Origin of the sequence: Pantoea sp. SS70 (assembly GCF_029866845.1) — a bacterium.
GTDB classification, from domain to species: domain Bacteria; phylum Pseudomonadota; class Gammaproteobacteria; order Enterobacterales; family Enterobacteriaceae; genus Pantoea; species Pantoea leporis.
Genome location: NZ_CP117199.1, coordinates 1,874,479 through 1,898,539, shown reverse-complemented (window position 1 = coordinate 1,898,539; position 24,061 = coordinate 1,874,479). Strand labels below are relative to the sequence as shown.

General features: G+C 57.3%; 20 protein-coding genes. 11 read left to right on the top strand and 9 right to left on the bottom strand.

Features of this window, described 5'->3' with window-relative positions; genetic code table 11:
- Positions 1–56 precede the first annotated feature (56 nt).
- From malX to add, 3 genes are all read left to right on the top strand, one after another.
- Positions 57–1,643, top strand: a complete 1,587-nt coding sequence (malX, locus tag PO881_RS08860; protein WP_110866061.1) for a maltose/glucose-specific PTS transporter subunit IIBC — start codon at positions 57–59, stop codon at positions 1,641–1,643.
- Positions 1,643–2,821 (top strand): MalY/PatB family protein, encoded by a 1,179-nt coding sequence (locus tag PO881_RS08855; protein WP_280172767.1) that lies wholly within the window; start codon positions 1,643–1,645, stop codon positions 2,819–2,821. Before malX ends, PO881_RS08855 begins: the two co-directional genes overlap by 1 nt.
- Positions 2,822–2,939: 118 nt before the next feature.
- Positions 2,940–3,938, top strand: coding sequence for an adenosine deaminase (gene add, locus PO881_RS08850; protein ID WP_280172766.1), 999 nt, complete (start codon positions 2,940–2,942; stop codon positions 3,936–3,938).
- Positions 3,939–4,011: 73 nt separating this feature from the next.
- Here the strand turns inward: add and PO881_RS08845 are convergent, their stop codons facing one another.
- The 5 genes from PO881_RS08845 to PO881_RS08825 form a co-directional block, all read right to left on the bottom strand.
- The gene (locus PO881_RS08845) at positions 4,012–5,052 is read right to left on the bottom strand and encodes an oxidoreductase (protein ID WP_061720150.1); all 1,041 of its coding nucleotides are present in this window, start codon (positions 5,050–5,052) and stop codon (positions 4,012–4,014) included.
- A gap of 77 nt (positions 5,053–5,129) precedes the next feature.
- On the bottom strand, positions 5,130–6,047 hold the full coding sequence (gene araC / locus PO881_RS08840; protein WP_101764513.1) for an arabinose operon transcriptional regulator AraC: 918 nt from the start codon (positions 6,045–6,047) through the stop codon (positions 5,130–5,132).
- A gap of 67 nt (positions 6,048–6,114) precedes the next feature.
- Positions 6,115–7,101: an L-arabinose ABC transporter permease AraH gene (gene araH / locus PO881_RS08835; protein ID WP_008110235.1), complete on the bottom strand. Its 987-nt coding sequence runs from the start codon at positions 7,099–7,101 to the stop codon at positions 6,115–6,117.
- A gap of 17 nt (positions 7,102–7,118) precedes the next feature.
- The gene (gene araG / locus PO881_RS08830; RefSeq protein ID WP_192411919.1) at positions 7,119–8,639 is read right to left on the bottom strand and encodes an L-arabinose ABC transporter ATP-binding protein AraG; all 1,521 of its coding nucleotides are present in this window, start codon (positions 8,637–8,639) and stop codon (positions 7,119–7,121) included.
- Between the two features lie 174 nt (positions 8,640–8,813).
- Positions 8,814–9,797, bottom strand: a complete 984-nt coding sequence (locus PO881_RS08825; protein ID WP_101764515.1) for an arabinose ABC transporter substrate-binding protein — start codon at positions 9,795–9,797, stop codon at positions 8,814–8,816.
- A gap of 365 nt (positions 9,798–10,162) precedes the next feature.
- Here PO881_RS08825 and PO881_RS08820 point away from each other — a divergent pair, with 365 nt between their 5' ends.
- Together PO881_RS08820 and araA are read left to right on the top strand one after the other, a co-directional pair.
- On the top strand, positions 10,163–11,848 hold the full coding sequence (locus PO881_RS08820) for a ribulokinase (RefSeq protein WP_280172765.1): 1,686 nt from the start codon (positions 10,163–10,165) through the stop codon (positions 11,846–11,848).
- Positions 11,849–11,860: 12 nt separating this feature from the next.
- The gene (araA, locus tag PO881_RS08815) at positions 11,861–13,363 is read left to right on the top strand and encodes an L-arabinose isomerase (RefSeq protein ID WP_280172763.1); all 1,503 of its coding nucleotides are present in this window, start codon (positions 11,861–11,863) and stop codon (positions 13,361–13,363) included.
- Positions 13,364–13,557: 194 nt separating this feature from the next.
- Here araA and yjfF read toward each other — a convergent pair whose 3' ends face one another.
- From yjfF to ytfQ, 4 genes are read right to left on the bottom strand one after another with little or no spacing between them, the layout of a single operon-like run.
- Positions 13,558–14,544, bottom strand: a complete 987-nt coding sequence (yjfF, locus tag PO881_RS08810; RefSeq protein ID WP_101764518.1) for a galactofuranose ABC transporter, permease protein YjfF — start codon at positions 14,542–14,544, stop codon at positions 13,558–13,560.
- Positions 14,541–15,557 (bottom strand): galactofuranose ABC transporter, ATP-binding protein YtfT, encoded by a 1,017-nt coding sequence (ytfT, locus tag PO881_RS08805; RefSeq protein WP_280172762.1) that lies wholly within the window; start codon positions 15,555–15,557, stop codon positions 14,541–14,543. The genes yjfF and ytfT overlap by 4 nt, the downstream gene beginning before the upstream one ends.
- Positions 15,550–17,070, bottom strand: coding sequence for a sugar ABC transporter ATP-binding protein (locus PO881_RS08800; protein WP_280172761.1), 1,521 nt, complete (start codon positions 17,068–17,070; stop codon positions 15,550–15,552). Before PO881_RS08800 ends, ytfT begins: the two co-directional genes overlap by 8 nt.
- 56 nt (positions 17,071–17,126) lie before the next feature.
- Complete coding sequence (ytfQ, locus tag PO881_RS08795) at positions 17,127–18,083, bottom strand: galactofuranose ABC transporter, galactofuranose-binding protein YtfQ (RefSeq protein WP_008110249.1); 957 nt, start codon at positions 18,081–18,083, stop codon at positions 17,127–17,129.
- Positions 18,084–18,757: 674 nt separating this feature from the next.
- Here ytfQ and ydgT point away from each other — a divergent pair.
- From ydgT to rsxD, 6 genes are all read left to right on the top strand, one after another.
- Positions 18,758–18,973, top strand: a complete 216-nt coding sequence (gene ydgT / locus PO881_RS08790) for a transcription modulator YdgT (RefSeq protein WP_167391211.1) — start codon at positions 18,758–18,760, stop codon at positions 18,971–18,973.
- A 110-nt stretch (positions 18,974–19,083) separates the two neighbouring features.
- Positions 19,084–19,527, top strand: a complete 444-nt coding sequence (locus PO881_RS08785) for a DUF2569 domain-containing protein (protein ID WP_101764523.1) — start codon at positions 19,084–19,086, stop codon at positions 19,525–19,527.
- A gap of 123 nt (positions 19,528–19,650) precedes the next feature.
- Complete coding sequence (gene rsxA / locus PO881_RS08780) at positions 19,651–20,232, top strand: electron transport complex subunit RsxA (RefSeq protein WP_101764524.1); 582 nt, start codon at positions 19,651–19,653, stop codon at positions 20,230–20,232.
- Positions 20,232–20,810: an electron transport complex subunit RsxB gene (rsxB, locus tag PO881_RS08775; RefSeq protein ID WP_110866053.1), complete on the top strand. Its 579-nt coding sequence runs from the start codon at positions 20,232–20,234 to the stop codon at positions 20,808–20,810. Before rsxA ends, rsxB begins: the two co-directional genes overlap by 1 nt.
- Entirely contained in the window at positions 20,803–23,001 is a 2,199-nt protein-coding gene (gene rsxC / locus PO881_RS08770) for an electron transport complex subunit RsxC (protein ID WP_280172760.1), read from the top strand. Before rsxB ends, rsxC begins: the two co-directional genes overlap by 8 nt.
- Positions 23,002–24,060, top strand: a complete 1,059-nt coding sequence (gene rsxD, locus PO881_RS08765; RefSeq protein WP_110866051.1) for an electron transport complex subunit RsxD — start codon at positions 23,002–23,004, stop codon at positions 24,058–24,060.
- The last annotated feature ends 1 nt before the right edge of the window (position 24,061 follow it).

Here is a 24,061-nt window from a genome sequence, read left to right as displayed (position 1 = left end):
GTTTTATCATCCTTGGCCACATTGAAGCCTTTCACTTTTTATTGCCAGGAGAATCTATGTCCGCCAGCCGCCCCAAAATGTCACTTTGGGAGTTTTTCCAAAGTCTGGGTAAAACCTTTATGTTGCCCGTCGCCCTGCTGTCGTTCTGCGGCATTCTGTTAGGAATTGGCAGTTCCCTCAGCAGTCATGACGTCCTGACGCTAATTCCTCTTCTCGATCAGCCTTTCCTGCAATACCTGTTTATCTGGCTCGCGAAGATTGGCTCTTTTGCCTTTAGCTATCTGCCGGTGATGTTTGCCATTGCCATTCCGCTCGGTATGGCGCGCGAGAATAAAGGCGTCGCCGCCTTTGCCGGTTTTGTTGGCTACGCGGTACTGAACCTGAGTATCAACTTCTGGCTCAACATCAACGGCATTCTGCCAACCACCGATGCGGCGGTGCTGAAAGCCAATAACGTACAAAACATCCTCGGCATTCAGTCCATCGACACCGGTATTCTCGGCGCGGTGATCGTCGGTATCGTGGTGTTCTGGTTACATGAGCGCTTCCACAACATTCGCCTGCCAGATGCACTGGCGTTTTTCGGTGGTACGCGTTTTGTGCCGATCGTTACGGCGATGGCGATGGGCGTGCTGGGCCTGGTGGTTCCGCTGATTTGGCCATTCTTTGCACGCGCGATTACCGGCCTCGGCTGGGTGATTAACAGCGCCGGTGAATTTGGTCCGATGATCTTCGGTACAGGCGAACGTCTGCTTTTACCTTTTGGCTTGCAGCACATTCTGGTGGCAATCATCCGCTTTACCGATGCGGGCGGCACCATGGATGTGTGCGGTAAAAGTGTTAGCGGTGCGTTAACTATCTTCCAGGCGCAATTGGCCTGTGCGGATACCCACGGCTTCGCCGAGAGCGCCACGCGCTTCCTGTCGCAGGGTAAAATGCCAGCCTTCCTCGGGGGGTTGCCGGGTGCGGCATTGGCGATGTATCACTGCGCCCGTCCGGAAAACCGTCATAAAATTAAAGGCCTGCTGATTTCCGGCGTGGTGGCTTGCGTGGTGGGCGGTACCACTGAACCGCTGGAGTTCCTGTTCCTGTTCGTCGCGCCGGTGCTGTATTTGATCCACGCGCTGTTGACCGGCTTGGGCTTCACCGTGATGGCGATGCTGGGCGTCACCATCGGTAACACCGACGGCAACGTGATCGACTTCTTCGTCTTCGGCGTGCTGCACGGCCTCTCCACCAAATGGTATTGGGTGCCGGTGATTGCTGCGGTGTGGTTCGTGGGTTATTACGCTATCTTCCGCTTTGCTATCAGTCACTTCAACATCAAAACGCCAGGCCGCGAAGTGGAAACCAACAGCGTGGCGCAGCAGGTTAATCGCGCGGCTGTGGGTAAATCTGGCTTTAATACGCCAGCGATTCTGTCGGCGCTGGGCGGCGTGGAAAACATCGCCTCACTGGATAACTGCCTGACGCGTCTGCGCATTACCGTGGTCGATATGAGCAAGGTGGATGATGCAACGCTGAAAGCCAACGGTGCGATTGGCGTGGTGCATGTAAATGCGACCAATCTGCAAGTGGTGATGGGCCCTCAGGTGCAGTCGGTCAAAGATGAGATGGCACACTTGATGAGCGCGACGGTGTAATGATGCAGGATTTCACTTTCAATCAGGTGGTGGATCGCCGCGGTAGCTGGTGTACGCAGTGGGATTTCGTGGCCGATCGTTTCGGCGTGGCGGACTTGCTGCCCTTCACTATCTCCGATATGGATTTCGCCACCGCGCCATGCATCCTCGAGGCGCTGCAACAGCGCCTCGCACACGGTGTGTTTGGCTACAGCCGCTGGCAGCATGATGATTTTCTTTCTGCCATTCAACATTGGATGCGCAGCCGTTTCGCTACCGAAGTGGCGGCAGAATCGCTGGTTTATGGCCCGTCGGTGATTTACATGGTGGCGCAGCTGTTGCGCCACTGGACGCAGCCGGATGATGAAGTGCTGATTCACACCCCCGCTTACGATGCGTTTTATAACACCATCGATGGCAATCAGCGTCGCGTGCTGGAGCTGCCGCTGCAGCGCCACGCTAACGAATGGCTGTGTGACATGACGCAGCTGGAAAGTTTGCTGGCGCGTCCGCGCTGTAAAGTGATGCTGCTGTGCAGTCCGCACAATCCTGGCGGCAAAGTGTGGCGCGAAGATGAGCTGCGCCAGATGGCGGCGCTGTGCGAAAAGCATGGCGTTAAGGTGATTAGCGATGAAATTCATATGGACATGGTGCTGAGTGATGCGCAGCATACGCCCTGGAGCCAGGTCGCGCAGTCCGCCTGGGCGCTATTCACCTCGGCCTCCAAGAGCTTCAACATTCCGGCGCTGACCGGCGCGTGGGGCATCATTCCTGATGAGCGCGATCGTCAGGCGTGGTTCCATGCGCTGAAGCATGAGGATGGCTTATCCTCGCCAGCGGTAATGGCGCTTGCCGCTACCATCGCCGCTTATCGCGCGGGCGCGCCGTGGCTGGATGCGCTGCGCGACCATCTACGTGGCAACATGCAGCATATCGCGCAGCGCCTGAACACGGCGTTTCCGCAGCTTAACTGGCAACCGCCCGCCGCGACTTACCTGGCGTGGATCGATCTCAATCCGCTTGGCATTGATGAACAGGCGCTGCAACAGCGTCTGATTCATCAACACAAAGTGGCGATCATGCCGGGTTCGACCTACGGCGCGGCGAGTCGCGGCTATCTGCGTCTCAACGCCGGTTGCCCGCGCAGCAAACTGGATGATGGGCTGGATCGCCTGATTGCCGGGCTAAAATCGTTCTAAAATGCCACGGATGCTGATTAATTCAGCATCCGTTTTGCTGTTTGCGCAAATCGCTGGCGCTGTTGCGCAAGATGTTTTTATAATCCTCTGCACTTTATGAAACTTAAGCGAGTGCGCCATGATTGATCCAAAACTCCCCCTTACCGACATTCACCGCCACCTTGATGGCAATATCCGCGCACAAACCATTCTCGACTTAGGTCGTCAGCATAATCTTGCGCTGCCCGCTGAAACGCTTGATGCATTGCGTCCGCATGTGCAGGTCACGGCTAATGAACCGGATCTGGTGAGTTTCCTGCAGAAACTCGACTGGGGCGTGAAAGTGCTGGGCGATCTTGATGCCTGTCGTCGTATCGCGCTGGAAAACGTCGAAGATGCGGCGCGCGCTGGCATTCACTATGCGGAACTGCGCTTCTCACCGGGCTACATGGCGATGACGCATCAACTGCCGATTGCCGGCGTGGTTGAAGCGGTGATTGATGGTGTGCGCGCCGGCATTCAGCAATACGGCGTTGATGTACGCCTGACCGGCATTATGAGCCGCACCTTTGGTGAAGAAGCTTGCCTGCGCGAGCTGGAAGCTTTGCTGGCACATCGCGAGGGCATCACCGCCGTCGATTTGGCCGGTGACGAACTCGGCTTCCCAGGCAGTGAATTCCTCAGCCACTTTAATCGTGCGCGTGACGCCGGTTTCCGCATTACCGTTCACGCCGGTGAAGCCGCAGGCCCGGAAAGCATCTGGCAAGCGATTCGCGAGCTGGGCGCGGAGCGTATTGGTCACGGCGTGAAGGCGATTGAAGACCGTGCATTGATGGATTTCCTTGCTGAGCAGCGCATTGGGATTGAGTCATGCCTCACTTCGAATATTCAGACCAGCACCGTTTCGTCGCTGAGCAGCCATCCGCTGAAAACCTTCCTGCAGCACGGCATTCTCGCCACCATTAACACCGACGACCCGGCGGTTCAGGGCGTTGAGCTGGCCCATGAGTATGAAGTGGCGGCACCGCAAGCGGGATTGACGGCAGAAGAGATGCGTCAGGCACAGGATAATGGTGTAACCATCTCGTTCCTGAGTGATGCAGAGAAAGCCGCGCTGCGCGCGCGCGTAGCGGGATAAAATATTCCCTCTCCCTTTGGGAGAGGGAATAAAGCGAGTATTGGCGCTCCCATGGGAGAGCGAGTAAAGCGAATTAACGCAACGATAGGGTCTGACGCTTCTCGGCGGACTGCAAGCCCAGCTCGATCAACTCCATCACCTGAATCGCCTCTTCTGCCTGCACCGGATTCGCACCTGTGCCCGCAATCGCATCACGGATACCTGCGTAGTACGCCGGATAATTACCTGGCAAGGTCAGCAGCTCTTTCTCCACCATCACATCGCCTTCCGCCAGCGTCAGCGTGCCGTTGCGCATGTCGTAGCCCCAATCTTCCTGCGGCGGACGTTCACCCGCTTTCAGACGATCTTCCTGCGGATCCAGCCCGTATTTTACGTAGCTGCCGCGCGTGCCGTGCACCACAAAGCGCGCGGATTCCGCCGCCACCAGCATGCTGGCATGCAGCACCACGCGACGCGTAGGATAGGTCAACACCGCATGGAAGTAATCGGTGGTTTGCGCGCCCGGACGCAGCTCTGCCATATCGACATTGATCGCGACCGGCGTGCCAAACAGCTGCAAAGCCTGATCCAGCACGTGCGGTCCGAGATCGAACCAAATGCCGCTGCCCGCGCCTTTCATTTCACGCCAGCGCTGACGCACTTCCGGACGGAAACGGTCAAAGTGGGATTCGAAGTAACGCACTTCGCCCAGCGTACCGTCGTTCAGCAGGGATTTCAGCGTCAGGAAATCGCTGTCCCAGCGGCGGTTGTGGAACACCGACAGCAGCAGACCTTTGGCTTTGGCTAGCGCATCCAGCTCACGTGCTTGTGACAACGTCACGGTAAACGGCTTATCGACCACCACGTGTTTACCGGCGTTGAGTGCCGCTTTGGCTAATGGGAAGTGGGTGTCATTCGGGGTCGGAATAACAATCAGTTGCAGTGTCGGGTCGTCCAGCAGCGCTTGTGGATCGGAAACCACCTGCACTGACGGCCAGTCAGCATGCACTTTGCTGGCATCGCTGCTTGAGATCGCCGCCAGCTCAACATCCGGCGTACCGGCGATCAAGGGTGCATGGAAGGTTTTGCTGGCAAAACCGTAGCCGATTAGGCCGACACGTAATTTATCGCTCATTCTCATTCCTCTTGTTCGTTACCAGAATGATTTAAGACGAATCGATCTATAAGAACAAGGCGGAATCACCTGAAAACTCAGGAAATAGCACTCCGTGCGGATTGCCAGCTCTCGTGCGCCACCAACGCATCCTGCGCATCCTGGCTACGGCGGCGGAAGTCGCTGGGGCTGACGCCAACGCGTTTGCGGAACACGCGTGAGAAGTAAAGTTGGTCATCGTAGCCCACTTCACGCCCGACAGAAGCGATCGGTTCCTGAGTGGTTTGCAGCAGCAGTTTGGCGCGGATCACCCGCTGATCTTCGCGCCAGCGCAGCAGATTAATGCCCATTTGCTCGCGGAACAGATGCGCCAGCCGTGACGGCGACAGGCAAACATGGCGCGCCACTTCTTCAATCTTCACTTCGCCCGCCAGATGATTGGTGACGTACTGGCAAGCTTCAATCACGCGCGGATCGCGGATCTGTTGATGGCTACGCGGATCCTCTTCCACCGCGCGCAGCAGCAAGCGCTCCAGCAGATTCATCGCCAGCTCTTCGGCGAAGCGACGACCGGAGTTGTGGGTTTGCTCGATGCTGGCGAACAGGCGATCAAACTCGGCACGCTGCGCTTCTGACAGATGCAAGCGCCCCACGCCCTGGCTCTCATCCTGCCACTGCAACCAATCGGTCCAGTAAGCGCGCGGGCGGAAATAGACCCAGCGATGGAACCAGCACGGGCTGTCTGGCGCGCGGCCGTAATAGTGCGGGGTTTTCGGTTGAAACAGCAGCAGATCGCCCGGCTCGCAGTCGAAGGCAGATTCGCCATCAAACACGCGCCCCTGACCTTTGATAGTCAGATTAAGGATGTAGCCTTTCATGCCGTGCGGACGATCGATAAAGAAATCGAGTGCGTCATTGGCATTAATCGGCGTTAAGCCTGCCACCAGCCAGGCATTGAACGCATAGCCCGGCAATAAGGGATTCTGCTGCTCACTTGGGGGTTCGCGATGGTACATAATGCCCTCACTTTTCGGTTTCGCGGCGCTGAGCGTGCCCACTTTCCGACACGCTCAGCCTGGGTTATCAGGCGGCTTTACTTTTCTGTTTGTAGCGGTCAAAAATCACCGCCGCTAACAGTATCAAACCGCGCACTACATACTGTGAGAATGGCGAGATATTCAATAAATTCATCGCATTCTCAACCGTGCCCAGAATCAGCACGCCCGCCACTACGTATGAAATTTTGCCAATGCCGCCTTTCAGCGAGACGCCGCCCAGTACACAAGCCGAAATCACAATCAGCTCGTATCCGAGCGAGGTCATGGGCTGGCCGCTGGTCATGCGCGACGCCAGAATGATGCCCGCCGCCGCCGACACTAAACCGGACAGAATGAAGATGATGATACGCGTGCGTACCACCGGCACGCCGGCCAGACGCGCTGCTTCTTCATTGCCGCCAATCGCCAGCGTGTTGCGACCAAAGGTGGTTTTGTTCAGCAGGAAACCGAACAGCACCATGGTAGCGATGGTGAGCCAAATCGGTGCCGGCACGCCGAGCCAGTTGGCGTAACCGAGGGTAAAGAAGCGCTCGTCTTCAATCCCCACCGCTTTGCCGTCGGAGAAGATGTAAGCCAGGCCGCGCACAATCTGCATGGTGGCCAGCGTGGTGATTAGGGCGTTGATTTTCAGCCGCGCAATGACGAAGCCGTTGATAAAACCGGTGGCCATGCCGAGCAGCAAACCCGCTGCCACGCCAATCCACAGGCTTTCGGTCATGTTGATCACCACCGCGGTGACCACACCGGCGCAGGCAATCACCGACGCCACGGACAGGTCAAAGTCGCCGGAAGCCAGGCAGAACAGCATCCCGCACGCCACCATGCCGGACATCGACATCGCCAGCCCGAGCCCTTTCATGTTGATGATAGAACCAAAGTTCGGCACGAAAATGGCACAAACGATAAACAGCAGTGCGAACACCACCAGCATGCCGAAGTTGTCCCAAATCCGCCCCAGTTGCAGCCCGTTGCGCTGCACCGGTGGCGTGTTGGAAGTGGTAGATGAAGCCATTATTGCTCTCCTTTACATCAGGCCACGGCGGCCGCTTGAGTGGTTTTCGGCATCGCCAGGCTCAGCGTCAGCTGCTCTGTGGCCGTGTCATGGGACAGTTCACCGGCAATGGAACCTTCACGCATCACCAGAATGCGGTCGGCTAATCCCATCACTTCCGGCAGATCGCTGGAGGCAAACAGCACCGCAATCCCCTTTTTCGCCAGTTGATAAATCAGGTTGTAGATTTCGTGTTTAGCACCGACGTCAATGCCGCGCGTCGGCTCATCGAGCAGGATTACGTTCATCTCTTCCGACAGCCAGCGGCCCAGAATCGCCTTCTGCTGGTTGCCTCCGGAAAGATTCATGATCAGCTGCTGCGGGCCTGGCGTTTTAATGTTGAGTGAACGAATGTGGATATCGGCGTTTTTCGCTTCCCAGCTCGGTTTGATCAGGCAACCAGCGGTGAGATTGTGGCGACGCGCGCTGATGTTGATGTTATCGCGCACCGAATGCACCGGAATGATGCCTTCAGATTTGCGATCTTCCGGGCACAGCATGATGCCGGCGCGGATGGCGTCGATCGGCTGGCGAATGTTGAGCTTTTTGCCATCCAGCGTCACGCTGCCGCCGCGCAGTTTGGTGGCACCGAACAGCCCTTTCATCAGTTCACTGCGTCCCGCGCCCACTAAACCAAACAGGCCAACGATTTCACCGGCACGCACCGTCAACGAAATCGGCGTGCGCACGCCCTTCGCCTCCACCGCGTCCAGCTGCAGGCGCACCGGGCCCAGTTCACGCGGCGCGTAACCATAAATATCCCCCAGATTGCGCCCCACCATCGCCTGTACCAAATCATCGTGATGGGTGTTTTTCATGTCGGTGAAGGTGCGCACGTAGCGGCCATCTTTAAACACGGTGATGGCATCGCTCAGGGCAAAAATCTCCTCCATGCGATGCGACACGTACAACACGGTGCGGCCCTGCTCGCGTAGCTGACGGATGACGCGGAACAAGTGATCAATTTCGCGCGCCGACAGCGAGCTGGTCGGTTCGTCAAAAGCGATGATGCGTGCGTTACGCGCCAGCGCTTTGGCGATCTCCACCATCTGCCATTGGCCGAGCGACAGATATTTCAGCGGCATGTCCGGATCGATATCCATGCCAAGATTTTGCAGCTGCAAACCGGCTTCATAGCGCAGCAGTTTGCGATTCACCAGACCGCGCTTGTGCGGCAGCTGGCCGAGATAGATATTTTCCGCCACGCTCATTTCCGGCACCAGATGCAGTTCCTGGTAAATGATCGCCACGCCGGCATCCAGCGCATCCACGGTGGTGTTGAAACTCTTCGGCTGGCCTTTAATGCGGATCTCGCCGCCGCTGGGCTGGTAGCTACCGCTGAGGATCTTCAACAGCGTTGATTTACCGGCACCGTTCTCCCCCATCAGCGCGTGCACTTCGCCGGCACGGCAGCTGAATGAGATGTCCTGCAGCGCTTTCACGCCGGGAAAGGTTTTGCTGATGCCATGAAACGACAGAAAGGCTTGATCTATGTTCATGGTGACTCCTCTAAGCCTTCATGCTTCGCACTGTAACTGCGTTGGTTGCGTGAACTTACCCCGGTCACTTACAAAAGTAAGCTCCCGGGGATAAGTGCACTTGCCGTCTTGTTACAGCACGAATCATTTTGGCTAAACATTTAGATGGTGCTGCTCAAACAACGAACAACGTGATTACTTCAGCCCTTTCTTATCCAGCTCGGCTTTGAAGTTATCGCGGGTAATCAGCACCACATCGGTGACCTCGGTGAACTTCGGCGGCTCCTGATCTTTGGTCACCCAGTTGTAGAGCATCTCGCTGCTCTTATAACCGTGTACATCCGGGCTTGGCAGCAGCGAACCGTAGAAGCCGGTGGCGGAACCTTTCGACAGCTCACTCACCGCATCAACACCGTTAATGCCGATACCGATCACATCGGGCGCTTTAAAGCCCTGACCTTCGGTGGCGCGAACGCCACCCAGCACGGTGTTATCGTTCATGCCGAGAATCAGCCAGTGTTTCACTTCCGGATGCTGCACCAGCAGCGAGTTACCGGCGTCAAAGGCGCCTGGGATATCATTGGATTTGGTCGGCACCTGATAGATCTGCTTCTCCGGGAAACCGGCGGCTTTCAGCGCGTCCATCGAACCGCTGGTGCGACGGCGTGCGGTGTCGAGTTCGTTGGCGGTGATGGCCATCACGCCGGTCTCTTTCACATCCCAGCCGCGTTTCTGCATCTCTTTATACAGTTCCTGCCCCTGACGCTCGCCGATCTTGGTTGCCGCCATCATCACCAATGGCACGGTATCCATCGGCTTGCCTTTGGCGGTCACGAACTGATCATCGACGGCAATCACTTTCAGACCGTAACCGCGCGCTTTGGCGACAATCGCGGAGCCGAGTTTCGGATCTGGCGTACAGATGACGAAGCCTTTCGCGCCGCTGGCGGCCAGGCTGTCGATGGCGTTAAGGGTTTTCTCACCGTCGGGCACGGCAATTTTGATCACTTCAAAGCCGAGATCCTTGCCGGCTTTATCCGCGAATTTCCATTCAGTCTGGAACCAGGGTTCCTCCGGTTGTTTAACGAGGAAACCGAGTTTCATGGTCTCGGCGATAGCGGATTGTGACATAACCGCAGCGAGACCTAGCGCCGCCAGCGTTTTAGTGAATTTATGCATGATGCTCTCCGGCATAATGTTGTTTTAGGCTGTTATTAACCAATCGGTGTAAACGCTACCAATCAAATCATTCTGTGGGGTACAGCTAAAAATCAGCGCGTTAGCGCAAAGGTTGTACAAAGGCTGCGCAAACGCTGGGCTAGTTGTAGCGGGAATGGACGGGAAAAATGTAGAGCGGTATCACATCCCAAAACGATGACAAAATCCTCCATATATTCAGCAAATTTAACCGGTCGTTAACTTTTGCAGTGGATCACACATCCTCGCCGATGGCAGAAAAGTGCATATTCTCAGCGACTGATGACTAACCGCTTCTGCCGCCCCATTCCAGGATAGAGCCAGATAACTCACACAGGAGAATCCCAATGGGTGCTGGCGCCATAACAATTGGGCTGGATTTTGGCAGTGACTCGGTGCGTGCGCTGGCCGTGGACTGTCACAGTGGTAAAGAGCTGGAAAAAGCGGTGGTCAACTATGCACGCTGGGCCAACGGCGAATTTTGCGATGCGCACGCCAACCGCTTTCGTCACCATCCGCAGGACTATATCGATGCGTTAGAACAGGCGATTGTCACCGTGGTTAACGCCTTAACGCCTGAACAGCGCGCCGCCGTAGTGGGGATTGGCGTGGATTCCACCGGCTCGACGCCTGCGCCCATCGATCGTGATGGCAACGTGCTGGCGCTGCGCCCGGAATTCGCCACCAACCCCAACGCGATGTTCGTGCTGTGGAAAGATCACACCGCGATTGAAGAAGCCGAAGAGATCAATCAGCTGTGTCGTAGCGGTCGTTTCAACGACTACACCCGCTATATTGGCGGCGTCTATTCGTCGGAGTGGTTCTGGGCCAAGATACTGCACGTGTCACGTGCCGATGCTGCGGTACGTGAAGCGGCAGTGTCTTGGGTGGAACTGTGCGATTGGGTGCCCGCGCTCCTCAGCGGCACTACCGCACCCGCGCAGCTGCGTCGTGGACGCTGTGCCGCCGGGCACAAATCACTGTGGCATCCGGAGTGGCAAGGTTTGCCGCCGGCTGACTTCTTCCGCGCGCTCGATCCTCTGTTGGTCGAGCAGCTTGATTCCCCCTTGTTCGCAGACACCTGGACCGCCGATGTGCCGGTGGGCACGCTCAGCAGCGAATGGGCGCAGCGCCTCGGCTTATCGCAACAGGTGATTCTTTCGGGTGGCGCGTTTGACTGCCACATGGGCGCGGTTGGTGCCGGTGCGCAGCCTTACACGCTGGTAAAAGTGATTGGCACCTCAACCTGCGACATTCTGATTGCCGACAGCGACACCGTTGGCGACCGCGCCATCAAAGGCATCTGCGGCCAGGTGGATGGCAGCGTGGTGCCGGGCGCGATTGGCTGCGAAGCCGGTCAGTCAGCGTTTGGCGATATTTATGCCTGGTTCAGCCGCCTGCTTGGCTGGCCACTGCAGCAGGCGGCGCAGCACCATCCGGAGCTGCAACCGCAGTTAGCCGCGCTGCAAAAAGATCTGATCCGCAACCTCACCGAAGCCTGGGCGGCCAATCCGCAACTCGATCATCTGCCGGTGGTGCTCGACTGGTTCAACGGCCGCCGCACGCCAGACGCCAATCAGCGCTTAAAAGGCGTGATCACCGATCTCAATCTCGGCACCGATGCGCCCGCGCTGTTTGGTGGCCTGATCGCCGCCACCGCGTTTGGCGCACGCGCCATTATGGAGTGTTTCGAACAGCAGCAGATTCCGGTGCAGAGCATCCTGACGCTCGGCGGCATCGCCCGTAAATCCCCCGCCATCATGCAGGCGTGCTGCGACGTCATGAACCGTCCGCTGGATATCGTCGCCTCTGACGAATGCTGTGCGCTCGGCGCGGCCATTTTTGCCGCCGTGGCTGCGGGCGTGTATGCCGATGTGCCTGCCGCCCAGCAGGTGATGGCCAGTCCGATTGATGTGACGCTGCAACCCAACGCCGCGCGCGTGGTGGTTTATCAGCAACTTTATCAACGTTATCAAAACTGGTGCCAGGCTGCTGAACCGCAGTACGCCGCGCGCACCGCATCCGCTCAGTAAAGGAGAGATTTAATGGAACAGCACAACGTACAACAGGTGTGGTTTGTTATTGGTACGCAGCACCTTTACGGCGCGGAAACCTTGCGTCAGGTAGAACAGCACGCCCGCCAGGTGATGGACGGATTGAATCAGGCCGGCACCTTGCCGGTGTCGCTGGTGCTGAAGCCGCTGGTGAAATCACCAGACGAAGCGCTGGCATTGTGCCGCGACGCTAACCACGATAATCAGTGTGTCGGCATCATTACCTGGCTGCACACCTTCTCGCCGGCCAAGATGTGGATTGGTGGCCTGAGCATCCTGAATAAGCCGCTGCTGCAATTCCATACTCAGTTCAACGCGGAGATTCCGTGGGACAGCATGGACATGGACTTTATGAACCTTAACCAAACCGCGCACGGCGGTCGCGAGTTCGGCTTTATCGGCGCGCGTATGGGTTTGCAGCACAGCGTGGTGACCGGTCACTGGCAGGATAAAGCCAGCCAGCAGCGCATCGGACGCTGGATCAATGCCGCGCTGGCAAAACAGGCCAGCCAGCAGCTGAAAGTGGCGCGCTTCGGCGACAACATGCGCGAAGTGGCGGTGACCGAAGGCGATAAAGTCGCGGCGCAGATTCAGTTTGGTTACTCCGTGAATGGCTGGGGCGTGGGCGATTTGGTCGAGGTGGTGAATAGCGTCAGCGATGGCGACGTCAACGCGCTGATCGATGAATACGAAAGCCAATATCGCTTCACCGATGCCGCCGCCGTCAATGGCGACAAACGTCAAAACGTACTGGATGCGGCACGCATTGAGCTGGGTCTGAAACGTTTCCTCGAAGCCGAGGGCTGCAAAGCCTTTACCACCAACTTCCAGACTTTGCACGGCATGACGCAACTGCCCGGTTTGGCGGTGCAGCGCTTGATGGGCCAGGGCTATGGGTTTGCCGGTGAAGGCGACTGGAAAACCGCCGCGCTGCTGCACATTCTCAAGATCCAGGCAGGCACACGCGCGGGCGGCACTTCCTTTATGGAGGATTACACCTATCACTTCTCACCGGGCAACGATTTGGTGCTGGGCTCGCACATGCTGGAAGTGTGCCCGTCCATCGCCAAAGAGGAGAAGCCGCTGATTGATGTGCAGTTCCTCGGCATTGGCGACAAAGCCGATCCGGCGCGCATGATCTTCTCCACGCCGGCAGGACGCGCGGTGAATGCCAGCGTCATCGATCTGGGCGATCGTTTCCGTTTGCTGGTGAATGTGGTGGATGCGATCGAACAGCCCAAACCGCTGCCAAAACTGCCGGTGGCACGTGCGCTGTGGCGTGCCCAGCCGTCGCTGGCCACCGCATCAGAAGCCTGGATTCTGGCCGGCGGCGCGCACCACACGGTGTTCAGCCAGGCGCTGGATCTGGATGATATGTATCTGTACGGCGAGCTGAATGGCATTGAAGTGCTGGTGATTGATGAGGAGACGCGCTTACCGGCATTTAAAGATGCGCTGCGCTGGAATGAGGCGTATTACCGCCTGGCACGTTGATTTCGTCCTCTGCGATATTCCCCTCATCCTAACCTTCTCCCGCAAGCGGGAGAAGGAACCGTTTTATAAACGCTGTCACTCCGAACTCAACGTATGCTTTTGCTTCAGGAAAGAGTGCTGCTTATCGCTGCACCGGCGGCTCCCTCTCCCGCGCGCGGGAGAGGGTTGGGGTGAGGGAAAGGCGGGTGAAGAAGTTAGGAGGTCAAACGCTTAACAGGTGCGTTCTGCTGGCGATCCCACATCACGGTGAGCAGGCGTTGCAGCGCGATAAACGCAAACAGCAGAATGCCGATGGCGATCTTGGTCCACCATGAACTCAAGGTGCCGTCGAAGTTAATCCACGTCTGAATCAATCCCTGAATCAACACGCCGAACAGCGTGCCCAACACCGTGCCCACGCCGCCAGACAACAAGGTGCCGCCAATCACCACCGAGGCAATCGCGTCCAGTTCCACACCCAATCCCGCTAGCGCATAGCCTGCCGAGGTATAAATGGAGAACACAATGCCCGCTAATGTCGCCAGCGTGGTCGACAACATATAAATCCTGATGGTGGTCGCGCGCGTAGACACGCCCATCAACTGCGCCGAAGTCAGGCTACCGCCAATCGCATACACCTGATTACCAAAGCGCGTACGGTGCGCCAGAATAATCCCGCCGAGTACCACCACCAGCATAATCAGCGCCAGCAAACTCAGGCGTCCGCCGCCAGGGATCTTCCACGCCAGACTCGACAGCGTGGTATAGAGCGGATGATCGATAGGAATCGAATTCTCCGACACCAGATAGCTGCAGCCGCGCAGGAAAAACATCCCCGCCAGCGTAATGATAAATGCCGGGATTTTCAGCGCATCGATCAGCCAGCCCATCATCGCGCCAAACAGCGCGCCCATCGCCAGCACCAGCGCAAACGCCAGAAGCGGATCGAGATGATAATCACCAATCACCCGTGCCAGGAACACGCCGCTAAAGGCAATCACCGCGCCCACCGACAGATCAATGCCGCCGGACAAAATCACGAACGTCATCCCCACGGCGATAATGCCGAGGAAAGCGTTATCGGTGAGGATATTGCAGATCACGCGCGTTGAAGCGAAGCCGGGAAATTGACTCAGGCAAAACAGATAACCCGCCACAAACACCAGCAGCGTGATCATCAAGGGCAGATGACGTTTCATCATTTCGGGCGTCTCCGTTTCAACATGGCAATAAAGCGTGGCGACTGCAGCAGCAATACGCACATCACCACCACCGCTTTCACCACCTGATTGAGTTCAGGCTGGAAGCCGGACAGCAAAATACCGGTATTCATCGATTGAATGATCAACGCGCCAATCAGTGACAGCACCAGATTGAAGCGCCCGCCCATCAGCGAGGCTCCGCCAATCACCACCGCCAGAATGGCATCCAGCTCCAGCCACAAACCGGCATTATTAGCATCGGCACCGCGAATATCCGCAGCGACGATCATGCCCGCCACCGCCGCGCATATGCCGCTAATCACATAGGTCGACATCACCACCAGCCAGCCATTCACACCGGCATTGCGCGCCGCACGCAGGTTAATACCGACCGCTTCGATAAACAGTCCGAGCGCGGTTTTGCGCGTCAGCACCCACACCACGAGCGCCACCAGCAGCGTAATCCATACCGGCACCGGCAGCAGCCACAGCGAACCGCTACCAAACCACGCCAGGCTATCGCTGTTGAAGGTAACGATTTGGCCCTGTGTAATCAGCTGCGCCACGCCGCGTCCCGCCACCATTAAAATCAAAGTGGCGACAAACGGCTGAATTTTTAGTAGCGCCACCAAAATGCCATTCCATAAACCGCAGGCCAGGCCGGTACCGAGCGTCGCCAGAATGATGAACGGCAAACTGTGCCCCGCCACCGTCAAGGTCGCCGCCGTTGCGCCGGCAATCGCCATTACCGCGCCCACCGACAGATCGATGCCGCCGGTGGCAATCACCAACGTCATGCCAATCGCCAGCAGCGCCACCGGCGCGGCGCGATTGAGGATATCAATCGGGCTGCCGAACAAACGGCCATCCTGAATGTGAATGGCAAAAAAGTTATTCGCCACCAGGCTATCCACCAGCAGCACCAGAATCAGCGCCACTATCTGCGGCATGCCAGGCGGCAGCTTCGGCTTACGCCGTTCGGGTTTGTCATGTGTCATAGGGGATTCAAGCATGTTGTGCTCCTCCATCGGCGATGGCGTTGACGATCGCAGCCACCGACAGCTGCTCCAGCGGGATTTCGGCCACCTGCTTCAAATCGCGCATGATCAACACGCGATCGGCATAGCCCACCAGTTCTTCGAGTTCAGAGGAGATAACCAGTAGCGCCAATCCGTCGGCGCACAGGGTTTCAATTAAGCGAATGATTTCGGCATGCGCGCCGACATCGATGCCGCGCGTTGGCTCGTCGAGGATCAGAAATTGCGGTTTGGTCACCAGCCAGCGCGACAGCAGTACCTTCTGCTGATTGCCGCCGGACAACAGCTCAACCGGCTGATCGGCATGCGGCGTGCGAATGCCGAGGCTCTTGATAAAGCGCTCGGCGATCTCCTGCTGCTCACGACGCTTGATCGGTCGCAGCCAGCCGCGCTGCGCCTGTAGCGCCAGAATGATATTTTCGCGCACCGACGCGCCACCAATGATGCCGTCGGTTTTACGATCTTCCGGACAGAAACCCATACCGAGGCGCGAAGCCTTGGCGGGCGTGCGGATGTTCTGCACTTTGCCCTTGATGGTCGCGGTGCCACGATCCGCCCGGCGAATGCCGAACAGCACTTCGGCGGTTTCGGTACGGCCTGAACCGAGCAGTCCGGCCAGTCCCACCACTTCACCCGGACGCACCTGCAGGTTGAACGGTTCAATGGTGCCCTTCTTGCCATAATCTTCAAATGACACCACCGGCTGATTGCTGCGCAGCGTGCTGCCCTGACGCTGCAAAGCGGTTTCCAGCAGCTCGCGTCCCAGCATCAACTTGATCAGTTCAATCTGCGGCAGCGTGGCGGTATCGCGCGTGGCAATAAACTGGCCGTTACGCAGCACGGTGATGCGATCGGTAATGCGGTAAACCTGGTCGAGAAAATGGGTAACAAAAATCAGGCTCATCCCTTTGGCTTTTAGCTGCGCCATCAAGGTAAACAGCATTTCGACTTCATTAGCATCGAGGCTGGCGGTCGGTTCATCAAGGATCAGCACCTGCGCGGAGAGATCGACCGCGCGGCAAATCGCAATGATCTGCTGCATCGCCACCGAGAAATGGCCCAGCGGACGCGTTACGTCGAGTACAAAGCCGTAGTTGCGCATCAGCGCATCGGCATCGCGCACCATGCGCTTACGATCAATCATGCCTAAGCGCCGCGGCTCGCGGCCAATGTACAAATTATCCGCCACCGACATATTCGGCAGCAGGTTCACTTCCTGATAAACCGTGCCAATGCCCATCTCCTGTGCATCAGCGGTGTTGTGCGGCGTAATCGCCTTGCCGTTCAGGGTTACCGTGCCGGCATCACGGGTATACACGCCGGTCAGAACTTTAATCAGCGTGGATTTGCCCGCGCCGTTTTCGCCCAGCAACGCCATGATCTCGCCCTTGCGGATGCTGAACGAGACATTATCCAGCGCCTTCACGCCGGGAAAGCCTTTGCTGACGCCGCTAATGGTCAGCAGTGCGGTTTCATCGGAGGTGCTCATCAGGTTCTCCCTCGCCTTACGTCATCAAAAACCGCCCCGAAGGGCGGTTGCGGGGATCAGTAACCCATGCCTTTTTTGGTATCGAGCTGCGCCTGTGCGGAGTCCGGCAGATACAGTTTCGATTCTGTTTTGATGATTTTCGGCGGCATCGTGCCGTCCTTCTTGAATTTCTCCAGCGCGTCGAATGCTGGACCGGCCATATTAGGCGTCAGCTCCACGTTGGCATTGGCTTCACCGGCCAGCATCGCTTTATAGATATCTGGCACACCATCAATCGAACCGGTCAGGATATCTTTGCCTGGCTTGAGGCCAGCTTCTTTAATCGCCTGAATGGCACCGATCGCCATATCATCGTTATGCGCGTAAACCATGCAGATATTCTTGCCGTTGTTTTCCGCCTTGATAAAGCTCTCCATCACCTCTTTACCTTTACTGCGGGTAAAGTCACCGGACTGCGAGCGAATCACTTTGATATTGTCGTGGCCGGCGATGGCTTCGGCGAAGCCTTTCTTACGGTCAATCGCCACGCTGGCGCCGACGGTGCCTTGCAGCTCGACGACGTTACATTTTTTGTCCGCGACCGTTTTCACCAGCCAGTCGCCAATCAACTTGCCTTCCAGCACGTTGTCCGCAGTGACCACCGCCATGTACAGCGATTTGTCTTTCACCACGATGGCGCGATCGAGTAAGAACACCGGGATTTTGGCGTCTTTGGCTTCTTCCAGCACCGGTTCCCATCCCGTTTGCACCACCGGCGCAATGAAGATGGCATCAACGCCCTGCGCGATGAACGAGCGCACCGCTTTGATTTGGTTCTCTTGTTTCTGCTGGCCATCGGCGATTTTCAGCGTGATACCGCGCTTTTGCGCTTCACTTTTTGCCACATTGGTTTCTGCTGAACGCCAGCCAGATTCCGAGCCAACCTGTGAGAAGCCTACCGTCATATCAGCAGCCAACACCGACGTACTCAGTGCCGAGCTCACCATGGCGGTCAAGAGTAAACGTTTCCACATAATTTCATTCCTCTGAAGGGAGTGTGTTGTAGGGGTACAAAACGCGAATTAAGCCTGGCTGAAAAGCGCGTAAACAAGCGCGACACACTTCACAAATCAGAGTGAATTAAAGGAGTTACGTGAACATGCAATGCTTTATGGATCGTGGCATTATGGACAAAATGCCTGCTAATTATTGCGGAGGGCGTTAAATAAATGTAATAAACAGAATCGGTTATGCTTCTCACTTCTGGAAACGATTACAGCGGGCGCGTAAAGAATGGTTATGGTCTGCAGCGACAATCAATTATTGGTTTTGTGACTGCTCGCACAGAATGTGAGTGCCGGTTTCACGGCGTGTGCATAAATTTGCTGACCAGAGCGGAATAAACAGCGGATTCATTCGCAGCACGATCGCAAATACCTATTATAGAGACGGAGAAATAACGGCTTTCCAATAATGTGTTAATAGCGTGTGATTTTCTCACAAGCCCGCTAAATACCGGCCTCAATTTGCCTTAAATCGTACTTTATATGCGCGTTTAAAACGCGTAAAAGGCAAAAAAGTGTCGTTTCATGAGCGAATTAGCGCATGTTGTCTGAATTTTGTATTTTTTTATGAGTCGCGTATGGACTCTCGCTGCGTGCTCCCTATACTTGGGCACTTCCAAGTACTTTATATTTAAATGGCAATCATGACTGCATTAGATTACCTGCTGAAATTCCGCAAAGTGAATAATCTCGATAGTCTGGAAAAACTCTACGACCATCTGAATTATTCGCTGACTGATGATAAAGAGATCATCAATATGTATCGCGCTGCCGACCATCGACGTGCTGAACTGGTCTCTGGCGGACGTCTGTTCGATATGGGCCGCGTGCCGAAAACCGTCTGGCGTTACGTGATCTAATTGATTTATCCCCTCTCTATCTGCGCTCTTGCGTTGTCCAGGTCGGGCGTGCCCCGTTTGGACATGATACGCTCTGCATCGCCCTCTTCTCTGCAAACAGGATCTTGTCGATGACCCAACTGGTGAACCCGCCACGTATTGCTGGCTGGCTACTGCTGCCGCTGGCGTGGCTGATCATGACCATGCTGACCAGTGCGCTGGTGGTGGCGATGTATCTGAGTCCGCTGTTTAAACCCGAATTACGCACGACGCTGTTCTCACACGGCGGCACTTTGCTGACGCAATGGTCGATCTCGCTGCTGACTGCTGCGGTGGTATGGGCGTATAGCATTTGGGTGTGCTGGATTTTCTGTAAACGTTCGCGTCGCTTACCGCGCCATTACATTCTGTGGCTGCTGATGACCATCTTGCTGGCGTTAAAAACCTTTGCCTTCACGCCGGTGGCCGATGGCAAAGCGATTCAGACTTTACTGCTGTCGCTGCTGGCGGCTGCGGTGTTTGTGCCCTATTTCAAACGCTCTCAGCGCGTAAAACAGACGTTTATCCAGCCATAATGACGTGAGTTTCGTCAGCAATTTAATTCTGAGTGCTCTCAATGCTCACACAAACCCGTTGAAGGTTGAGATGCACCTCTCAATTCCGGATAATAGACGCCTTTCGGCTTCCCAGGTTAAAAAATGACCGATTACTTACTTCTCTTTGTTGGCACAGTGCTGGTGAACAACTTTGTGTTGGTCAAATTCCTCGGCCTTTGCCCATTTATGGGCGTGTCAAAAAAACTGGAAACGGCCATTGGCATGGGACTTGCCACCACTTTCGTGATCACGCTGGCGGCGATCTGCGCCTGGCTGGTGAATCACCTCATTCTGGTGCCGCTTGATCTGGTCTATCTGCGCACCCTCGCCTATATTCTGGTGATTGCTGTTGTGGTGCAGTTCACCGAAATGGTGGTGCGTAAAACCAGTCCGTCGCTCTATCGCCTGCTGGGTATCTTCCTGCCGCTGATCACCACCAACTGTGCGGTGCTGGGCGTGCCATTATTGAGCGTTAACCTCAATCACACCTTCCTGCAGGCGGCGCTGTATGGCTTCAGTGCGTCACTCGGCTTCTCGCTGGTGATGGTGCTGTTCGCCGGCATGCGCGAGCGTCTGGTACTGGCGAATGTTCCCGCGCCGTTTAAAGGTAACTCGATTGCGCTGATCACCGCAGGTCTGATGGCGCTGGCCTTTATGGGCTTTACCGGGCTGGTGAAATTCTAATGACCGCGATTTGGATTGCGATTATCGCGCTGGCTGCATTGGGCCTGGTGTTTGGTGCCCTGCTGGGTTACGCCTCACGTCGCTTCGAGGTGGAAGAAGATCCGATTGTTGAGCAGATCGATGAGATTTTGCCGCAGAGCCAGTGTGGTCAGTGCGGCTATCCCGGCTGCCGCCCGTATGCCGATGCGGTGGGTAACAACGGTGAAGCGATCAATAAGTGCGCGCCCGGCGGCGAGCAGACCATGCTCAAGCTGGCCGCGCTGCTCAACGTTGAACCGCAACCGCTCGACGGCGGCGCAGACGTGCTGGAGCCGATACGTACCGTGGCATGGATCGATGAAGAGAACTGCATCGGCTGCACCAAATGTATTCAGGCTTGCCCGGTGGACGCCATCGTGGGTGCCACGCGCGCCATGCACACCGTGCTGAGCGATGTCTGCACCGGCTGCGATCTCTGCGTTGCGCCTTGCCCGACCGACTGCATTGAGATGCGCCCGGTTGCCACCACCACGGCCAACTGGAAGTGGAATCTCGACACCATTCCTGTACGGGTGATCCCGGTAGAAACCCATGCTTAATTTGTTAAACCTGTTCCGCAAAGAGAAGCTGTGGGATTTTCAGGGCGGCATCCATCCGCCTGAGATGAAAACACAGTCCAACGGTACGCCGCTGAGCCAGTTACCCCTGCCTGAGCGCTTTATCATTCCGTTAAAACAGCATATCGGCCATGAAGGCGAGATTTGCGTGGCGCCCGGCGACAAAGTGCTGCGCGGCCAGCCGCTGACCTTTGGCGGCGGACGCATGCTGCCGGTGCACGCGCCAACGTCCGGCACCATCGAAGAGATTGCGCCACACATGACGGCGCACCCTTCTGGCCTCTCCGAGCTGTGCATTTTCCTGCGTGCCGACGGCGAAGATCGCTGGACCACGCTCGATCCGCAGCCCGATTACCGCGCCCTGTCGCGTGAAGAAGCGGTAAAACGCATTCACAATGCCGGCATCGCCGGATTAGGCGGCGCGGGCTTCCCGACCGCCACCAAACTGCGCGGCGGCCTGCGCGGCGTAAAAACCCTGATCATCAACGCCGCCGAGTGCGAGCCGTACATCACTGCCGATGACCGTTTAATGCAGGATTGTGCCGCCGAAGTGTTGGAAGGCTGCCGCATTCTGGCGTGGGTGTTGCAGGCGGAACGCGTGCTGATCGGCATAGAAGATAACAAACCGGAAGCCATTGCCGCGCTGAAACAGGCATTGGGCGGCGATCGTGAATTGCAGATTCGCGTGATTCCTACCAAGTATCCGTCTGGTGGCGCGAAACAGCTGACGCAGATTCTCACCGGCCTCGAAGTGCCACACGGCGGACGTTCCACCGATATCGGTGTGCTGATGCAAAACGTCGGCACCGCGTGGGCGGTAAAACGCGCCATCGTAGACGGCGAACCGATCACCGAACGCGTGGTGACGCTGACCGGCGCAGCGCTGGCGCGCCCGCGCAACGTCTGGGGACGGCTCGGTACGCCGATCAGCCACCTGCTGCAGCATGCCGGTTTTACGCCGGGATCGCGCCAGATGGTGATCATGGGCGGTCCGCTAATGGGCTTTACCCTGCCGTCGCTGAACGTGCCGCTGGTGAAAATCTCCAACTGTATTCTGGCGCCGTCGGCCAGCGAAATGGGCAACGATCAGCAAGAGCAATCCTGTATCCGCTGCAGCGCCTGCGCGGATGCCTGCCCAGCGAAACTGCTGCCGCAGCAGCTGTTCTGGTACAGCCAGGGCGGCGATCACGAAAAAGCACGCGCGCACAATATTGATGACTGCATTGAGTGCGGCGCCTGCGCTTACGTCTGCCCGAGTAACATTCCGCTGGTGCAATATTACCGCCAGGAAAAAGCCGAACTGCGCGCCATCGATCTTGAAGCGAAACGTACCGCCGAAGCGAAAGCGCGTTTCGAAGCGCGTCTGGCACGCCTGGAACGCGAAAAACAGGCGCGTGAAGCGCGTCATGAACAGGCTAAACAGCGCGTGGCGCGTAGCGATCAGGGTGAACTCGACGCCGCCGTGGCACGCGTGAAAGCGCGTCAGGAAAAAACGCCGGAGCAGGATGCTGCGGAACGCGAAGCGCGTCATACACAAGCCTTAGCGCAGCAGGCCGAGAAGCAAGCTGAAACGCAGGCGCTGAGTCGTCAGTCCGGCGATCCGCGTAAAGCGGCGGTGGAAGCGGCAATTGCCCGGGCGAAAGCGAAGAAAGCGGGCGCACCAGCGGCTGACGTCGCGCTTGCCGAGCCGCCAGCTGATGCGCCTGCGGCAGAAGTCGATCCGCGTAAAGCGGCGGTGGAAGCCGCGATTGCGCGTGCGAAGGCGAAAAAAGCTGCCGCTGCGGCAGAACCCGCACCCGCTGAGCCGCCAGCCGTCGCGCCTGCTGCTGAAGTCGATCCGCGCAAGGCCGCCGTTGAAGCGGCGATTGCGCGCGCCAAAGCCAAAAAAGCCGCCGCTTCCGCACAACCCGCTGCACCGGCACCCGCCGAGCCGTCAGCCGACGCGCCTGCTGCTGAAGTTGATCCGCGCAAGGCCGCCGTTGAAGCGGCGATTGCGCGTGCCAAAGCGAAGAAAGCCGCGGCTGCCGCTCAGCAGGCTGAAGCCACATCTCCTGAAGTGGAGGCTGCTGCCTCTCCTGACTCCGCCGACCCACGCAAAGCGGCGATTGCCGCTGCGGTCGCCCGTGCCAAAGCGCGTAAAGCGCAGCAGCAGCCTTCGACGACTGAGGATTAAATGGCTTTTCGTATTGCAAGTTCTCCCTATACCCACAACCGCCGCAGCACCGGCAATATCATGCTGCTGGTGGTGTTTGCCGCGCTGCCGGGCATGGCCGCACAATGGTATTTCTTTGGCGTCGGTTTCTTAATTCAGGTTTTGCTGGCCACCGCCACCGCGTGGGCCACCGAAGGGGCGATTCTGCGCCTGCGTAAAACGCCGGTGTTGCCGACCTTATCCGATAACTCTGCCCTGCTCACCGCGTTGCTGCTGGGCATCAGCCTGCCGCCGCTCGCGCCGTGGTGGTTGGTGGTGTTAGGTACCATTTTCGCCATCGTCATTGCCAAACAGCTGTACGGCGGTTTGGGGCAAAACCCGTTTAACCCGGCAATGGTCGGTTACGTGGTGCTGCTGATCTCCTTCCCGGTGCAGATGACCAGCTGGTTGCCGCCCGATAGCCTGCAGGCGATCAAACCCGGCCTGCTGGATTCGCTCAGTATGATCTTCACCCATCACACGCTGGCCGGTGAAACCATGCAGCAGCTGCAGCTCGGCGTTGATGGCGTCAGCCAGGCGACACCGCTCGATACCTTTAAAACCGGCCTGCGTGCTGGGCACAGCGCTGAACAGCTGCTGGCGGAGCCGATCTACAGCGGCGTGTTAGCCGGTGTTGGCTGGCAGTGGGTTAACCTCGGTTATCTGCTGGGCGGCGCGCTGCTGCTGGCAAAGAATGCTATCCGCTGGCACATTCCGGTCAGTTTCCTCGTCTCGCTGGCGTTCTGCGCCACGCTGGGCTGGGTGTTCTCGCCGGAGTCGCTTAACTCACCGCTGATTCACCTGTTCTCCGGTGCCACCATGCTCGGCGCGTTCTTTATTGCTACCGATCCGGTGACCGCCTCCACCACCAATCGCGGCCGCCTGGTTTACGGCGCGCTGATTGGTTTGCTGGTGTGGCTGATTCGCAGCTTTGGCGGCTATCCGGACGGCGTCGCCTTCGCGGTATTGCTGGCCAATATTTGTGTGCCGCTGATTGATTACTACACTCAGCCGCGCGTTTACGGCCATCGCAAGGATTGAA